The following is a 15,051-nucleotide window of genomic DNA, read 5'->3' as shown; positions in this document are numbered from 1 at the left end:
AAATCAAGGTAGACGTTCATTTTAGTAACATTTCTTTAGCATTTTCTTAACAATTGTTAAATACTTTTTAGGTGCGCTTTCGCGAAAGCGTAAAATCATCATAAACAATATCAATAACACCTCATTATCATCATGTTATCAATCCAAAATTTCCTAAAATAACTTATTTAATTCACAAACAACAATTACACATGTACTCTATAAAAGATGATAACTCATGAATGAATAATTATCTTTGCAGTCTATGACAAGTAACCAAAAAACGCAAAAACAAATCCTTGCCAAGCTAGGGATTAAGAAGCTCAATGAGATGCAAGAAGCAGCTCAACTAGCAATACAATCTGCAAGAGAGGTGATTTTACTCTCTCCTACGGGTACGGGTAAGACACTTGCTTTTTTATTACCGGTGATAGAGGCTCTTGATCCTAATTGTGAAGAAGTGCAATTACTTATAGTAGTACCTTCTCGAGAACTTGCTATCCAGATAGAAAATGTAGCTCGCAATATGGGAACTGGCTATAAAATTCATGCTGCTTATGGTGGGCAAAGTTTTAATACAGATAGGCAAGCTATAAAACATCGTCCAACTATTTTAATAGGTACGCCTGGTAGACTCGCAGACCATATGCGTAGAGAGACATTTTCTACAGATCACATTAAAACTTTAATTCTAGACGAATTTGATAAATCACTAGAGGTAGGTTTTGAAGGAGAAATGACAGAAATCCTTAGTTTTCTACCAGCTCTAGAAAAGAAAGTGCTTACCTCTGCTACACAAGGAATAGAGATCCCAAAGTTTGTAGGCCTTACTACTCCGGTGGAAGTAGACTACCTGCATGAAGGAGGATCAAAACTTGAGATAAAAGCTATTGTATCTCCAGATAAGGATAAGCTAGATATGCTTGTTAAGGCGTTGTGCCATCTAGGCGATCAGCCAGGGATTATCTTTTGTAATTTCAAAGGAACTATCGCACGTATAAGTGAATACCTTAGTGATCGTGGTATTGCTCACGGGACTTTTTATGGCGGTATGGAACAAAGAGAGCGTGAGCTATCGTTACTTAAGTTTCGTAACGGTACGCACCAATTACTACTTGCTACAGATCTTGCAGCCCGTGGTATTGATGTGCCAGAAATAAAATTTATACTTCACTACCACTTACCTATTCATGCAGAAGAGTTTACGCACCGTAATGGTCGTACAGCTCGTATGCAGTCTGAAGGTACAGCATACGTATTACACTGGAAAGATGAGAAACTTCCAGAGTTTATGCCACAAATGGATGAAGAGTTCATACATGACAAAGGTATCCCTGACGGATCACAATGGCGAACTTTAGAGCTTTCTGGAGGACGTAAGGATAAGATTTCTAAAGGTGATATTGCTGGTTTCTTTTTTAAAGAAGGAAACATAGATAGAGAACATCTAGGTACTATAGAGGTCAAAAATTTACAATCATTTGTAGCTGTACATAAAAGTATTGCAGAAGAAATGATACAAAGACTAGATAATAAGCGACTTAAAAAGGCAAAACTAAGAATACAACACGCCTAGAGAAGCATTTGTAAAACAGAAAAGGATTGTAAAAACTACATTTAATAAGTAGTCTTTACAATCCTTTTTTAATGATAACCAATTTTGGTTATAAGAATTACTTTACTTCTACAAAGCGAGCAAACCATTTATAAAGGTCACCTCTAGTTATCACAGCACCCTCACTTATAAGTTTAAACTTATCTACATTACGATCTGCGCTATAATCTTTGCTTGCACTCATAAAGACAACATCATCATCCCCTAAGTTTTCTTTAAGCCATGCATAGCCTTCGGCAGTGGTGATGTCTATATCTTCCTTATTGATTTTTACGGCAATAAGTGACATATTATTTTCTCCTAGTAAGAATAAGTGCATCTGGTTAGGGGATACGTGCTCTAGGTATTGTGCTTTGGTAAGCACACCTTCCCACACAAGATCTGAGAAAACATCTATTTCCTCTTCGGCTACTTGTGGTTGTTTTTCTTTAATGGTTGCCCATTCATCACCAGTGATAGATTGCGTTGCTAGAAAATTTATAAATTCTGGCTTTAGTTCTTCTAGTTGTTCTTTTGTAAGGCGAGCGTATTTCATTGTGAATCACTTTTTCGCGTAAGCGTATTAAAAAATAAATTTCATAAAAAAGCCGTCCTTACGGTTGTAAGAACGGCTTTTCATATAATGTCTAATGACTTAGTTAGCCTCTGCTACTACGTCAAAAGGAAGTGTAGCTACCACATTCTTGTGGAAACGTACTTTTGCTTCATAGTTACCTAAGCGTTTTACAACATTTCCTGCGATAGAAATAAATTTCTTATCGATAGAAACACCTTCTTTTGCTAGGTATTCTGCAACGTCTGCATTGTTAATAGATCCAAAAAGCTTGTCTCCATCTCCAGTTTTTGCAGTAATCTTAACCTCAAGTCCGTTAAGTTTATCTGCTTGCTTCTGTGCATCGTCCACAAATTTTTGTTCTTTGTGAGCGCGTTGCTTAAGGTTCTCTGCAAGTACTTTCTTTGCGCTAGGCGTTGCAAGTACAGCATGACCGTTAGGGATTAGGTAGTTTCTACCGTATCCGTTCTTTACTTCTACTAGATCGTCTGCAAATCCTAGATTTTCAACGTCCTTCTTTAATATAAGTTCCATCTGTTATCTAGTTTCTATTTGTATAAATCAGTTACATAAGGCATCAATGCAAGGTGACGTGCGCGTTTTACTGCTACAGACACTTTACGTTGGTACTTTAAAGAAGTTCCTGTAAGACGACGTGGTAACAATTTACCTTGCTCGTTTACAAAACCTGCTAGCCAGTCTGCATCTTTGTAATCGATATACTTGATACCAGATTTCTTAAAACGACAGTACTTTTTTGCTTTGTTAGTCTCAATGTTAAGAGGCGTAAGATATCTGATATCTCCGTCCTTCTTTCCTTTTGCTTGTTGTTGTAAAGATGCCATAACTTACGCTTTTTGCTTTTTTAGTTTTTCACGTCTTCTTTCAGCCCACGAGATCGCGTGCTTATCAAGTGCTACCGTAAGGTAACGCATCACACGTTCGTCACGGCGAAAAGCTAGTTCGTAATCATTGATAGCTTGTCCATCAACAGTAAATTCAAGTAAGTGGTAAAAACCGCTTTTCTTGTTTTGGATAGGATATGCAAGCTTTTTTAAGCCCCAATCCTCTTTACTAATCATCTTAGCGCCCTTTTCTTTAAGAAGACCTTCGTACTTCTTTACTGTTTCCTTTATCTGATCATCAGATAAAACGGGATTCAAGATGAAAACAGTTTCGTAATGGTTCATATAATATGAGTTTAATTAAAAATGAGTGCAAAAGTAACGATTTACTTTTAATATTCAAATAGCAATTAGTTTATAAATTTAAAAAAAAAGCTGCCTAATTATAAAACCTCATTTTTAGCTTTGCTTTCGCGAAAAAGTGAATTTATAAAACCACGCAAGTACTATATAATAAGGACACTTCTCAAAGTAGTTCTAATTATCATCTAGTTCATAGATTATAGTTAAAGCTAAGTCGTCTAAAAACTGTAATTCTAGGTCTCTTTAATTCGTCTAAACCTACGCCCAATCGTCAATAGTCAAATTTTTACCGATTAAGACGTTAAAATCGCCGTTCCCTATGAGAATAAAGGAAAAATCATTCGACCAATCGCACGAATACCCGATGAAAGTCATGATTTTGTTGGTAAATAGGTTATTTTTACTTAATATTGACAAACTTAACCTAATTTAAATACTAATTGCTGTGGAAGGAGTACTATTAGACTGCGCAGTTGTGGATGATTCAAGTTTACAACGTCTAGCTATCGTAAAGATGATCAATGATCACCCTAACTTACGACTAGTTGCCGAATATAACAATGCCATAGAAACTAAAAATGGTCTCATCGAGACTAAAGTAGACCTGCTTTTTCTTGATATTGAAATGCCTATCCTCTCTGGATTTGATTTACTTGATGATCTTATCCATAAGCCACAGATTATATTTGTGACAGGTAAAACAAAATACGCTTACAAGGCTTTTAACTATAACGCAATCGATTACTTACGTAAACCACTTACTAAGGATCGCTTTACAAATGCTGTTTACAAAGCAATAAGTTTACACAAACTAAAAACTGAAGGTGCTGTCGAAGATGATGATTATATTTTTGTAAAAAGTAACCTAAAGAAAAAGAAAGTGATGCTCAATGAACTTAAATATATCACTGCTCTTGGAGATTACGTAAAGTTAGTTACTGTGCATGATCCTATCGTTGTACTTGCAACGATGAAATCATTTGTAGCACAATTACCACCAGAGCGTTTTATGCGTATACACAAGTCTTACATTATCAATATTGATAAGGTAGATAAATACAACAGTAGAAACATTGAGATAGACGGAGAAAAAATTCCTTTATCAAGACATAAAAAGTCAGAACTTATAGATGCTCTATCTGCATAAGTAGACGTTAGATAAAATTTAGATATAAAATTAAAAATCCCGCTCGTTGAGTGGGATTTTTTATGCGGTTAATTTAATTTATTATAATTGTTGTGATATTTAAACGTTGTAGTTTTAATATAACCATTATCCATTTTTGAAAAATCTATTACACTTAATCGCAATCATAGCACTAACCATTGTTACTCAAATAGGCGGGGTTGTTTATGTAGTTACACTAATAACGCTACAACAAGTAAAGAGCAAATCAATTTTAAAAGGATCTTCTCTATTTATTTTTCTATATTTTATAACAACATTTCTAGTTACACCAATTCTAGCGCCAATTTTTGGACGAGAAAAAATTAAAGAAACAGAATTTCTAGAAGCACACTCCTTCTTTTACAAGCTAGCTAATAGGGATTACGTCAAGCCAGAATTACAGCAACTACTTGACAACACTTCTAAGGCCTATGCAAAAAGTAATAAAAACATAAAGCTAATTCATTTAGACGCCAGCTTTCCATTTTTTGATAAATTTCCATTACTCCCTCATTTAAGTCATAACGATGGAAAAAAAATAGACATTTCCCTTATACATCAAGACGACAACGCAGCGCTCACAAATAGAAAAAAGTCAGTAAGTGGATATGGTGTTTTTGAGAATTCTCAGCTTAGAGAGTATAATCAGAATTTGGCTTGCCAAAAACGCGGGTTTTGGCAATATGACTTCCCCAAATACTTATCTTTTGGAACTATAAATGATGATATTATATTTTCAAACAGCGGAACAAAAAACCTTATTAGTGAAATCTTAAAGGATAATAATCTAAGCAAACTATTTATAGAGCCTCATCTAAAAAGTCGGTTAAACCTTTCTAATAATAAAATTAGATTTCACGGTTGTCGTGCTGTTAGACATGATGACCATATCCATATCCAGGTAAAATAAGTGCTATATTCTATATTCTATATTCAACTAAATTTAGTTTGAGACTTACACTTGAAAATCCAAACTATTAATAACAATCCACATCAATCACAAGTCGTACACTTCTGTAAGGAGCAATTGCATTAAAACTTGTCACAACACGCTTTATAGCTTTCTTAGTCTCTAATAACTTTTGGCGGCGACTTATCTTAATTAGCACATTACGCCTATATTGATTTCGTATCCTTGCCACAGAAGGCGTTTCTGGTCCTAAGACCGCGTCTGGCCCTAACGTTTGCCTTAGTGCTTTTGCGAGCCAAATACTAGCCTCTTCTATTTTTTGATAATCTCTATGCTTTAATGTAATACGTATCAATCTATGAAACGGTGGATACTTAAAATTACGACGCTCTTCTAATTGCTCCTTGTACATCTCATCAAACTTATTTGCAGAAACCTGCTGTAAGATTTGATGATAAGGATTATACGTCTGCACAAGTACTTTACCTTGCTTTTCTGTTCGCCCTGCCCTACCCGATACTTGAGCTATGAGTTGATAGCTGCGTTCATGTGCTCTAAAATCTGGAAAATTGAGCATACTATCTGCATTCATAATCCCTACAAGAGTTACATTTCTAAAATCAAGCCCCTTAGTAAGCATTTGCGTACCCACAAGAATATCTATTTGCTCTTGCTCAAAGGCAGTAATAAGCTTTTCAAATCCATACTTACCTCTAGTAGTATCAGAATCCATTCTTGCAATAGATTTGTCTGGATACAGCTCTTTCAGTTCTAATTCTATTTGCTCTGTTCCAAAGCCCTTTGTAGTAAGCTCTGCGCTACCACAAGCCATACATTTTTGCTGTAATGCGATATTATAACCACAATAATGACAACGTAGCTGTGATCTGTATTTATGATAGGTAAGACTTACATCACAATTAGGACATTGCGGTGCGTGACCACAAGTAGTACACTCTAATATAGGTGAGAAACCCCTACGATTTTGAAAGAGAATTACCTGCTCCCCTAATGCTAGTGCATCTGTAATTGCGCGTATTAAGGTGTCAGAAAAGTGACCCGTCATCTCACGTTTTTTGCTTTTCTCCTTAATATCTACAAGATTAATCTCAGGCATTAAAATACCTCCATGTCGTTGTTTTAAAGACACATAACCATATTTCCCTTGCTGTGCGTTGTATACTGTTTCTATAGATGGCGTTGCAGACCCTAGTAATACTTTTGCTTTAAACATTGCTCCTAGCACAATAGCAGCATCACGAGCATGATACCTAGGTGCAGGGTCGTATTGCTTAAAACTACTTTCATGCTCCTCATCTACTACGATAAATTTTAAATCTCTAAAGGGCAATAAAAGTGCACTACGTGCTCCAATAATAATTTGAGCTTTATCTAGCTTTTTTAATACATTATTCCACACCTCTACTCGCTCGTTTACGGAGTATTTGGAGTGAAAAATCGCTACGCGCTCACCAAAGTATGTTTGTAGCCTAGTTATTAACTGCGTAGTAAGTGCAATCTCTGGAAGTAAGTAGAGTGTTTGATCACCAGATTCAAGCATCTCTTCAATAAGCTGCACATAAATCTCTGTTTTCCCCGATGCAGTTACTCCATGCAACAAGGCAACATCTTTAGTTTCAAAATGACTTTTTATCTCATTATAAGCCGTTTGCTGGTATTCATTGAGAACCTTTGTTTCAAAAACTTCACCGTCAAAGCCTACGCGGTCTTGACGTTTCTGATACGTTTGAAAAACACCTTTATCCACCAGCGCCTTGAGCTGACTAGCGGTAGCGCCAGATGCTTTTTGTAATTCTTGAGATGAGATAGGTTTATTTGTTTTCGCTTTAAGCGAAAAAAATGTGAGCGCCATTTCTCTTTGTTTTGGAGCTCGAGATAATTCTTCTAGTACATTAGTGAGCCCTTCCTCGCCTTCATATGCTGGCGCAATAGTGATAAATTTTACAAGTTTAGGTACGTATTGCTCATAAATCTCTTCTTGCATCTCAATCACACCTTGATCAATTAAACGCTGTATAGATGGAAGGATTTTCTTCTTGTCTAGAATATCCATCACCTCATGAACCTTTAATTCTGAACGATGCTGCAATGCTTCATAAATAAGAAACTCATCATCCTTAAGTGATGTCTCATCTATATCAAGCCCATCTTCCTTAAGTCTTATCACAGTCTCACTTTCCAGTAAGAAAGCCTTAGGGAGCGCAGCACGCATTACCTCTCCTTCGGTACACATATAGTAATCTGCAATCCAACTCCAGAATTTCAGCTGCTCTTCAGTGACTATTGGGTCCTCATCTAGAATTTGCTGTATTTCCTTGGCTTCATAAATGGTAGGCGCCTGCTCATGTTTGTTTTTTACGATAGAAGCATATACTTTCTTTTTACCAAAAGGAACAGCAACCCGCATCCCCTTTTGAATATAGTTATACTCTGCCTCAGAGACAAGGTACGTAAACGTATTCTCTACAGGGATAGGAAGTATAACATCTATAAAATAAGGCATAGTAAATTGTGATAAGAAAGTATGAATATACAAAGTTACAGAAGCAGATCAAACGTAGGTGCTAATCATAAATAAAAAGAATATTAATGTTTGACATACGCTTTCGTGAAAGCATAAAAAAAGCCGCTCCCAAAAGAAACGGCTTTCAATTTTAGACAGCTAGATTTCTAGCTTCTTATCCACTGTTGTGTTCTAAATAAGAATGCAATATAACCACGAACGTTTAAGACATCTTTATCATCCTCGTCAATCCACAGTTTGGCTTTATATTCTTTTCCTTTTTCTGGATCAAAGATGGTTCCTCCCTCATATTCATCATCATCTTTTTCTAGATTCTTAATGATATCAAGACCTATGAGTGGTTTATCATAATCTTCACCTTTACAGTAAATACAAGTCTTGTCACGATTTGCTGGATTTAATATATCTACAATCTTACCAAACACTTTACCATCCTTTTTATAAATTTCTATGATAGACATTGCCTCACCAGTCTCATCATCTATAGTTTTCCATTGTCCAAAAATAGTTCCTTGTTGCGCTTGTATGCTCACTGCAAAAAATAGCAGCATAAGTAGGGTTATGTGTTTTTTCATAGTATTCAAGTTTTAAGATTCTAAAATTAATGTGATTTACAGAGAGATTATAATGTATAAAAAATGGCGAGTCACAAGTGATCGCCATTTTTAATATGATTGTGATAATTAGTTTTTACCTAACATCGCATCTTTAAGATCATCATCTGCTGGGTCATTACCTAACCAGATTCCGAAAAGAGCTTTCTTAAAATCAAGACCTGCAATAGATCCTACTTCTTTTCCGTTTTTGTAAACTACAGTTCCTTTTCCTTTGATATAAGCGATGTCAAAAACGTTTGTTTTTACAATCTTATCGCTGAAAAAACCTTTGAACTGCTCAATCTTCGCATCTAGCGAACTTGTGTTTCCATTCATTGAAGCGTCAAAACCATCATCTACAGCTCCTATCATTTTCTTACTAGAAACCATTCCAGAAACGATGTCTAATTTAAGTGCCATAGTCTCGTCTGCATTGATAATTGCTGCAGCATCACTCTTTTTTGACACTAGATATAATCCTCCAGCATAAAGGTCAAATACTACCTTCTCTCTCATACCAGCACCGTTAAGGATAAGTTCTGTACCTCCCATTGTTACTGAGTTAGGTAAGGTTGCATCTCCTACTACTGTTTGTGCCTGGCTAACTGTAAGACTACATACAGCTACTAAAGCTAATAAATACTTTTTCATAATTTTTCTTTGTGTTTGTGAGTTATTTAATTTGAATTAGGGTTTTTATGTAAAATTCGTAATTTTTGAAGGGTTGCATTCAGCTCATAACCCAATAAAATTAAATTGGAATTTAACCAAATATAAAGCATCATTATTAATAATGCACCAATAGAGCCGTACAACTCATTATATGTGCCAAAATTATCAATATAAATACCAAATAGATAAGTGGTTATCATAAATAATATTGTTGTCATTAATGCTCCTGGTGAAAAGAAACGACTTTTACGCCCTTCTTTAGTTCCAAAATAATATAACGTAGCAATCACCGAATAAATCATAATGATTAAAAACAGGTTCTTACCTATACGTAATAGCGCGATATCCATATCGTTACTCATAAAGTCACGCTCTTTCAATGAATTAAGCAACAATTCAAAATATATCACTACTGATATAGTAGTAACCAACAACAATGCCAGAATAATGGAAGTCCCTAAAGCAACCGCATATTGCCTAAAGAAATTACGGCTTATCTCATTGTAATGAGAACCCTCAAAACCACTAAAAATGGCGTTAACACCGTTTGCTGTTAAGAACAAGGCAAGTAAACCTGCAAATGAGGCAAGACCTGCTCTCTCATTCTGTGAGATATCGATTATGATAGGTTTAAAGAAATCTAAGGATTGCGCAGGTATCAACTCATAAATAAAGGCCATGAACTTGATATCAAAATTCTCAATAGGCACATATGGCACTAGATTGAGTAAAAACAGCAATGCCGGAAAAATGGCCATAAAAAAACTATAGGCAATAGAACTTGCACGAGATCCCAGAGCTCCCTGTATAATCCCATTAAAATAAGCGCGTAGCAAGTAAAGAAGTGTCATTCCCTCAAACCCAGGAATAACGATACTATCCAAGATACTTACAAGCCAACAGAATGGCTTGAATCTCATTAAACGTTGCTCTATCGTCTTATCTGATGCCATTAAACTGCTTTCAGACTAAGATCTAAGTTATAGACAGAATGCGTGAGCGCCCCACTAGAAATATAATCTACACCACAAAGAGCATAGTCACGTATCGTCTCTTCATTAATACCACCAGAAGATTCTGTAAGGCATTTATCGCCTATTAATGCAACTGCCGTACGAGTATCCTCATAATTAAAATTATCTATAAGAATACGATATACATGCTCGTGATTTTCAAGTATTTCTTTAATCTCATCCAGACTCCTTGCTTCCACAATAATCTTCAGATCTCGCTGCTCTTCCTTAAGATAATCTACTGTTTTGAGAATCGCTTTTGTTACACCACCCGCAAAATCAATGTGATTATCTTTAAGCATAATCATATCATACAGGGCAAAACGGTGATTCTCACCACCACCTATTTTTACAGCCCATTTTTCTAGCGCTCTTATTCCTGGCGTTGTCTTTCTTGTATCTAGAATTTTAGTATCTGTTCCTTCTAAAAGGTTCACAAAGAACTTTGTCTTCGTCGCAATAGCACTCATACGCTGCATAGCATTAAGCACTAGGCGTTCCGCTTTAAGAATGCTCTGACTTGAACCAGATACATAAAATGCAATATCACCATATTTTACAGCGTCTCCATCCGTTAATATATCCTCAACTTTTAATGAAGGATCTACGTATGCAAATACCGCTTTCGCGAAAGCGCAACCCGCAAGAATACCTTCATCCTTTACAAGTAATTTTGCTTTTCCAGTGGCGGTTGCTGGTATACAAGCCAGTGAACTGTGGTCTCCATCACCTACATCCTCTCTTATAGCATTTGCAATTATACCTTCTATCTCAATCTGAAATTGTGCTTCTGAAATCATATTTGTATTGTTCCTTTGATGTAAAAATAAGCAAAAGGTAAAGCTTCTTACTTCTGTAATGTAGTTTTGTATTTTTGCCATATGAATATTAAACTTCTCTGCGTAGGCAAGACCGATAATAAACAGTTACAAGCGCTGGTAGACACGTATAGTAAACGGCTCAACTTTTATGTAAAATACTCCATAGAAATTCTCCCGGATATTAAAAATGTCAAAAATCTTAGTGAGCAAGAACAAAAAAATAAAGAAGGCGACCTTATTTTATCAAAAATTGGCCCTTATGACCACCTCTTGCTATTTGATGAAAATGGAAAAACGTTTACAAGCGTAGGCTTTTCAAAATTTTTACAAAAGAAAATGAATAGTGGCATCAAGACCCTAGTCTTTGTTATAGGTGGTCCTTATGGATTTTCTGAAGAGGTTTATGCAAAAGCACAAGGAAAAGTATCATTATCATCTATGACATTTTCTCACCAGATGGTAAGACTATTTATTACCGAGCAAATTTATAGAGCATACACTATCTTAAAAGGTGAACCATATCATCATCAATAAACATAATTTCTAGAATTAGAATCGTCTTTTAATTGCCCTAATTTATTAATGCTGGATAATTATTGGGTTTAACCTATTTTTATGAGCATAAGTAGCATAATTATTACCGCTACGTGTTATTTTTGTATCCTTAATACGACTACAATTTAATGGGATCACAATCAGGTACAAAAAAGAAAAACAGGCTGCAATTATTGCACCAGTACTATGTGTACACTGGTTTTTATACTTTTTTAAAGGACGCTCTTAAAAAAGCACTCCCTCCTATCTTACTTGTAGTAGCAGCTATAGTTCTTATTCACTTCTTTGTAATAGACCTTAATACGGCATTGCAATATGTAATAGACAACTATTCAAACCTGCTTGTCCTTACCTTATTTTTTGTTTCAGAATCTATACTTGGTATAATTCCTCCAGAGCTTTTTATCGCCTGGAGTGACAAGACAAGCAATCCTATTTTATACCTATCTCTTATAGCAATATTATCATATGCTGGTGGAGCAGTTTCCTATTTTACAGGAAGAGCAGCTTTAAAAATTCCATCCGTTCATAATTACCTAGAGGTAAAAATGGAGAAGCACTTAAAAAATGCTCGTAAATGGGGAGGCTTTTTAATTCTAGTAGGAGCTTTACTTCCGCTTCCTTTTGCCGTAGCAAGTCTTGCTGCAGGTATGATTCGCTTCGAGTTTAAATATTGGGCATTATTTGGTCTTGCTCGTTTTGTAAGATATGCAATATACGGAGCAGCAATTTTTAGCCTTGTATCCTAATGAAACTAGTTTTTGCAACACACAATCACAATAAACTTCGCGAAGTTCAAGCATTAGTGCCTGATCATATTACCCTCCTATCTTTAACAGACATAGGATGCACAGAAGAAATCATTGAGGATGCAGATACCATCGAAGGTAACGCACTTCTTAAGGCAAATCATGTGCTAACTAACTATGGGTACGATTGTTTTGCAGATGATACCGGTCTTGAGGTGGATGCACTTGATGGTGCGCCAGGAGTATATTCGGCGAGATATGCTGGTGAGCAAAAAGATGATTCGGATAACATGAACAAGCTCTTAATAAATCTTGCTACTAAGCAGGATCGTGGAGCACAGTTTAAAACAGTTATCGCTTTCGCGAAAGCAAACAAAACAGAAACCTTTACAGGAATATGCAGAGGTGAAATCACTAAAGAACGTCACGGTGATGGCGGTTTTGGGTATGATCCTATCTTCCGACCAGAAGGTTACGATGCAACTTTTGCACAAATGGCTCCATCTTTAAAAGGAAAAATAAGCCACAGAGGGCTTGCTGTATCTGCATTTCTTGAATTTCTACATAATCAGGAATAAGTTTTTTACGCCCTAATGCTTTCATTATAGTTTTATTGAGTACTTTTGCAGCTTGAAAACCCTCAGGGTGAGGTATTGCCATATTTTTCTGGCACGTGTTGATCGAAGCAATTGGTTTATAAGTCGTTGCGCTTCCTATACACGCTAACACTTATAAATACTATTGTCTTATGACATTTGATGAACTAGGCCTAAATGCGCCTTTACTCCAGGCTATTGCCGATTTAGGTTTTGAAAAACCTTCTAAAATTCAAGAAGAAGCTATCCCACAACTTATTGCAGAAGACCGCGATATGGTTGCTCTTGCACAAACAGGAACAGGAAAAACAGCAGCTTTTGGATTTCCACTATTACAAAATATAGATGCAAATAGTAAGACTACTCAAGGTCTTATTATCGCTCCTACTCGCGAACTATGTCTCCAGATTACAAACGAGATGAAATTGTATGCAAAGCACATGAAAGGTGTGCGTGTTGTTGCAGTTTATGGAGGAGCAAACATACAAGAGCAGGCTCGTGAGATTTCTCGCGGAGCACAAATTGTAGTAGCTACACCAGGACGTATGCAAGATATGATGCGTCGTCGTATGGTAGATATCACAAAATTAAGCTACTGTGTTCTTGATGAAGCAGATGAGATGCTTAACATGGGATTCTATGAGGATATCACAAATATTCTTGCAGATACTCCAGAAGACAAGCTTACATGGTTATTTAGTGCTACAATGCCTAGAGAAGTATCACGTATAGCAAAAGAATTTATGGTAAACCCGTTAGAAATAACGGTAGGACATAAAAATGAAGGAGCAAAGAACGTATCTCATGAGTACTTTGTAGTACACACGAGAGATCGTTACCAAGCACTTAAAAGACTTTCTGATGCAAATCCAGATATCTTCTCTGTAATCTTTTGTCGTACTAAACGCGATACTCAAAAAGTTGCCGAGCAACTTATTGAAGATGGATACAACGCAGGAGCATTACACGGAGATTTAAGTCAGAACCAGCGCGACCTGGTAATGAAGAGCTTTAGAAACCGTCAGATACAAATGCTTGTTGCAACTGATGTTGCTGCACGTGGTATTGACGTGGATGATATTACACACGTAGTAAACTACCAATTACCTGACGAGATAGAAACGTATACACACCGTTCTGGTCGTACAGGTCGTGCTGGTAAAACAGGTATCTCTTTAGTAATTGTTACTAAAAGTGAGATGCGTAAGATCAAACAACTTGAGAAGATCTTAGGTAAGAAGTTTGAGCAAAAAACCATTCCAGACGGAAAGGAAATCACTCAAGTACAGTTAATGCACCTTGCAAACAGCATTAATACTACAGAGATTAATGACGAGATCGAGGCTTACTTACCAGAAATAGAAGAAGTTTTAAAAGACAACACTAAAGAAGAGCTTATTAAAAAAGTATTTTCTGTAGAGTTTACACGTTTCTTTAATTACTATAAGAAATCAAAAGATCTTAATCAAAATGCAGTTGGAGCGGCTAAGGAGCAATCTGGTGACTCTACTCGTTACTTTATTAACGTAGGTAGCAAGGATGATTTTGACTGGATGAAGCTTAAGGATTTCTTAAAAGAAGAATTAGGATTAGGTCAAGATGGTGTTTACCGAGTAGACTGTAAAGATGCCTTCTCATTCTTCAATACAGATACAGAGCACAAAGATAAAATCATAGCACATTTTGAAAACTTCGAACTTGACGGTCGTCGTGTAAGCGTTGAGGAAACTCAAGGTGGTGGAGGTCGCAGCGGTGGCGGAGGTCGCAGCGGTGGCGGAGATCGTCGTCGTAGTGGCGGAGGTCGCAGCGGTGGTGGAGATCGTCGTCGTAGTGGTGGCGGAGATCGTCGTCGTAGTGGCGGAGGATCTTCAGATAGACAACGTAGTGATCGTAAATCGAGCTATGGAGATGACCAAGGTGGTCGCTCTAGAAGCAGATCAGAAAGACCAGCAAGATCTGAGAGATCAGAACGCAGTTCTTCTCCACGAACTCCAGATAACAGATCTGAAGGAAATAAGAGCCCATTTTCTGGTAAAAGACGTCGCAGAAGCTAGTCTGACGCACGTTAAAT

At 36.5% G+C, this 15,051-nt stretch carries 16 protein-coding genes; 7 read left to right on the top strand and 9 right to left on the bottom strand.

The annotated features are described in order from the left end of the window. Nucleotides 1-244: 244 nt before the first annotated feature. The gene (locus tag ACJJVU_RS09310) at nt 245-1,555 is read left to right on the top strand and encodes a DEAD/DEAH box helicase (RefSeq protein ID WP_405224539.1); all 1,311 of its coding nucleotides are present in this window, start codon (nt 245-247) and stop codon (nt 1,553-1,555) included. Nucleotides 1,556-1,652: 97 nt separating this feature from the next. Here ACJJVU_RS09310 and ACJJVU_RS09305 read toward each other — a convergent pair whose 3' ends face one another. The 4 genes from ACJJVU_RS09305 to rpsF form a co-directional block, all read right to left on the bottom strand. Next, nucleotides 1,653-2,129, bottom strand: coding sequence for a DUF6495 family protein (locus ACJJVU_RS09305; protein WP_405224536.1), 477 nt, complete (start codon nt 2,127-2,129; stop codon nt 1,653-1,655). A gap of 99 nt (nt 2,130-2,228) precedes the next feature. Further along, entirely contained in the window at nt 2,229-2,681 is a 453-nt protein-coding gene (gene rplI, locus ACJJVU_RS09300) for a 50S ribosomal protein L9 (RefSeq protein ID WP_013752086.1), read from the bottom strand. Between the two features lie 14 nt (nt 2,682-2,695). Beyond that, on the bottom strand, nt 2,696-2,992 hold the full coding sequence (gene rpsR, locus ACJJVU_RS09295) for a 30S ribosomal protein S18 (RefSeq protein ID WP_108878900.1): 297 nt from the start codon (nt 2,990-2,992) through the stop codon (nt 2,696-2,698). 3 nt (nt 2,993-2,995) lie between these two features. Further along, on the bottom strand, nt 2,996-3,337 hold the full coding sequence (rpsF, locus tag ACJJVU_RS09290) for a 30S ribosomal protein S6 (protein WP_035336833.1): 342 nt from the start codon (nt 3,335-3,337) through the stop codon (nt 2,996-2,998). 463 nt (nt 3,338-3,800) lie between these two features. Here rpsF and ACJJVU_RS09285 point away from each other — a divergent pair, with 463 nt between their 5' ends. Together ACJJVU_RS09285 and ACJJVU_RS09280 are read left to right on the top strand one after the other, a co-directional pair. Further along, nucleotides 3,801-4,502 (top strand): LytTR family DNA-binding domain-containing protein, encoded by a 702-nt coding sequence (locus tag ACJJVU_RS09285; RefSeq protein WP_013752083.1) that lies wholly within the window; start codon nt 3,801-3,803, stop codon nt 4,500-4,502. Between the two features lie 136 nt (nt 4,503-4,638). Beyond that, nucleotides 4,639-5,433 carry a hypothetical protein gene (locus ACJJVU_RS09280; protein ID WP_405224531.1) on the top strand — a complete coding sequence of 265 codons (795 nt, stop codon included), beginning with the start codon at nt 4,639-4,641 and terminating at the stop codon, nt 5,431-5,433. A 67-nt stretch (nt 5,434-5,500) separates the two neighbouring features. On the opposite strand, the gene priA is transcribed toward ACJJVU_RS09280, so the two are convergent. From priA to nadC, 5 genes are all read right to left on the bottom strand, one after another. Beyond that, the gene (gene priA / locus ACJJVU_RS09275) at nt 5,501-7,957 is read right to left on the bottom strand and encodes a primosomal protein N' (RefSeq protein ID WP_405224528.1); all 2,457 of its coding nucleotides are present in this window, start codon (nt 7,955-7,957) and stop codon (nt 5,501-5,503) included. Between the two features lie 167 nt (nt 7,958-8,124). After that, entirely contained in the window at nt 8,125-8,553 is a 429-nt protein-coding gene (locus ACJJVU_RS09270; protein WP_298325279.1) for a DUF2147 domain-containing protein, read from the bottom strand. A 108-nt stretch (nt 8,554-8,661) separates the two neighbouring features. Next, nucleotides 8,662-9,225 (bottom strand): chalcone isomerase family protein, encoded by a 564-nt coding sequence (locus ACJJVU_RS09265; protein ID WP_298325280.1) that lies wholly within the window; start codon nt 9,223-9,225, stop codon nt 8,662-8,664. Nucleotides 9,226-9,251: 26 nt separating this feature from the next. Then, nucleotides 9,252-10,199: a YihY/virulence factor BrkB family protein gene (locus ACJJVU_RS09260; protein ID WP_405224524.1), complete on the bottom strand. Its 948-nt coding sequence runs from the start codon at nt 10,197-10,199 to the stop codon at nt 9,252-9,254. Further along, on the bottom strand, nt 10,199-11,059 hold the full coding sequence (nadC, locus tag ACJJVU_RS09255; RefSeq protein ID WP_405224521.1) for a carboxylating nicotinate-nucleotide diphosphorylase: 861 nt from the start codon (nt 11,057-11,059) through the stop codon (nt 10,199-10,201). Before nadC ends, ACJJVU_RS09260 begins: the two co-directional genes overlap by 1 nt. Nucleotides 11,060-11,140: 81 nt before the next feature. Here nadC and rlmH point away from each other — a divergent pair, with 81 nt between their 5' ends. From rlmH to ACJJVU_RS09235, 4 genes are all read left to right on the top strand, one after another. Beyond that, the gene (gene rlmH / locus ACJJVU_RS09250; RefSeq protein ID WP_298325288.1) at nt 11,141-11,614 is read left to right on the top strand and encodes a 23S rRNA (pseudouridine(1915)-N(3))-methyltransferase RlmH; all 474 of its coding nucleotides are present in this window, start codon (nt 11,141-11,143) and stop codon (nt 11,612-11,614) included. Between the two features lie 149 nt (nt 11,615-11,763). Further along, nucleotides 11,764-12,384, top strand: coding sequence for a short-chain dehydrogenase (locus ACJJVU_RS09245; RefSeq protein ID WP_339844284.1), 621 nt, complete (start codon nt 11,764-11,766; stop codon nt 12,382-12,384). Next, nucleotides 12,384-12,962, top strand: coding sequence for a non-canonical purine NTP diphosphatase (locus ACJJVU_RS09240; RefSeq protein ID WP_405224517.1), 579 nt, complete (start codon nt 12,384-12,386; stop codon nt 12,960-12,962). The genes ACJJVU_RS09245 and ACJJVU_RS09240 overlap by 1 nt, the downstream gene beginning before the upstream one ends. A gap of 170 nt (nt 12,963-13,132) precedes the next feature. Beyond that, the gene (locus ACJJVU_RS09235; protein ID WP_339844279.1) at nt 13,133-15,034 is read left to right on the top strand and encodes a DEAD/DEAH box helicase; all 1,902 of its coding nucleotides are present in this window, start codon (nt 13,133-13,135) and stop codon (nt 15,032-15,034) included. The last annotated feature ends 17 nt before the right edge of the window (nt 15,035-15,051 follow it).

Origin of the sequence: Dokdonia sp. Asnod1-B02, assembly GCF_045063955.1 — a bacterium.
GTDB lineage: Bacteria > Bacteroidota > Bacteroidia > Flavobacteriales > Flavobacteriaceae > Dokdonia.
Note: the sequence above shows the minus strand (reverse complement) of the source record. Positions and strands in the feature narration are given on the sequence as shown.

Bases quoted from the DNA above. Each gene is read 5' to 3' on its own strand.
- ACJJVU_RS09310 (WP_405224539.1), top strand. From the start codon at position 245: ATGACAAGTAACCAAAAAACGCAAAAACAAATCCTTGCCAAGCTAGGG.
- rplI (WP_013752086.1), bottom strand. From the start codon at position 2,681: ATGGAACTTATATTAAAGAAGGACGTTGAAAATCTAGGATTTGCAGAC.
- ACJJVU_RS09235 (WP_339844279.1), top strand. From the start codon at position 13,133: ATGACATTTGATGAACTAGGCCTAAATGCGCCTTTACTCCAGGCTATT.
- nadC (WP_405224521.1), bottom strand. From the start codon at position 11,059: ATGATTTCAGAAGCACAATTTCAGATTGAGATAGAAGGTATAATTGCA.
- ACJJVU_RS09260 (WP_405224524.1), bottom strand. From the start codon at position 10,199: ATGGCATCAGATAAGACGATAGAGCAACGTTTAATGAGATTCAAGCCA.
- ACJJVU_RS09270 (WP_298325279.1), bottom strand. From the start codon at position 8,553: ATGAAAAAACACATAACCCTACTTATGCTGCTATTTTTTGCAGTGAGC.
- rpsR (WP_108878900.1), bottom strand. From the start codon at position 2,992: ATGGCATCTTTACAACAACAAGCAAAAGGAAAGAAGGACGGAGATATC.
- priA (WP_405224528.1), bottom strand. From the start codon at position 7,957: ATGCCTTATTTTATAGATGTTATACTTCCTATCCCTGTAGAGAATACG.
- rpsF (WP_035336833.1), bottom strand. From the start codon at position 3,337: ATGAACCATTACGAAACTGTTTTCATCTTGAATCCCGTTTTATCTGAT.
- ACJJVU_RS09245 (WP_339844284.1), top strand. From the start codon at position 11,764: ATGGGATCACAATCAGGTACAAAAAAGAAAAACAGGCTGCAATTATTG.
- ACJJVU_RS09265 (WP_298325280.1), bottom strand. From the start codon at position 9,225: ATGAAAAAGTATTTATTAGCTTTAGTAGCTGTATGTAGTCTTACAGTT.
- rlmH (WP_298325288.1), top strand. From the start codon at position 11,141: ATGAATATTAAACTTCTCTGCGTAGGCAAGACCGATAATAAACAGTTA.
- ACJJVU_RS09305 (WP_405224536.1), bottom strand. From the start codon at position 2,129: ATGAAATACGCTCGCCTTACAAAAGAACAACTAGAAGAACTAAAGCCA.
- ACJJVU_RS09240 (WP_405224517.1), top strand. From the start codon at position 12,384: ATGAAACTAGTTTTTGCAACACACAATCACAATAAACTTCGCGAAGTT.